1 rRNA gene is annotated in these 292 nt (G+C 55.5%); it reads left to right on the forward strand.

The window, feature by feature from the left end:
* Window positions 1-292: ribosomal RNA gene (locus tag HP552_RS35980) — 23S ribosomal RNA — on the forward strand; the annotation flags it as partial.

Consider the following 292-nt stretch of genomic DNA (forward strand, 5'->3'; position numbering starts at 1 on the left):
GAGGAAGGCTCGTCCGCTCAGGGTAAGTCGGGACCTAAGGCGAGGCCGAAAGGCGTAGTCGAAGGACAACAGGTCGAAATTCCTGTACCACCGTAAGCCGTTATGAGCAATGGGGGGACGCAGTAGGGTAGTGACGCAGGCCGATGGATGCCTGTCCAAGCAGTGAGGCTGATGTGTAGGCAAATCCGCACATCCTAAGGCTGAGCTGTGATGGGGAGTGAAAATTACAGTAGCGAAGGTCATGATCTCACACTGCCAAGAAAAGCCTCTAGCCAGGTGATGGTGCCCGTAC

The organism is Paenibacillus xylanilyticus, from assembly GCF_013359935.1.
GTDB lineage: Bacteria > Bacillota > Bacilli > Paenibacillales > Paenibacillaceae > Paenibacillus > Paenibacillus xylanilyticus.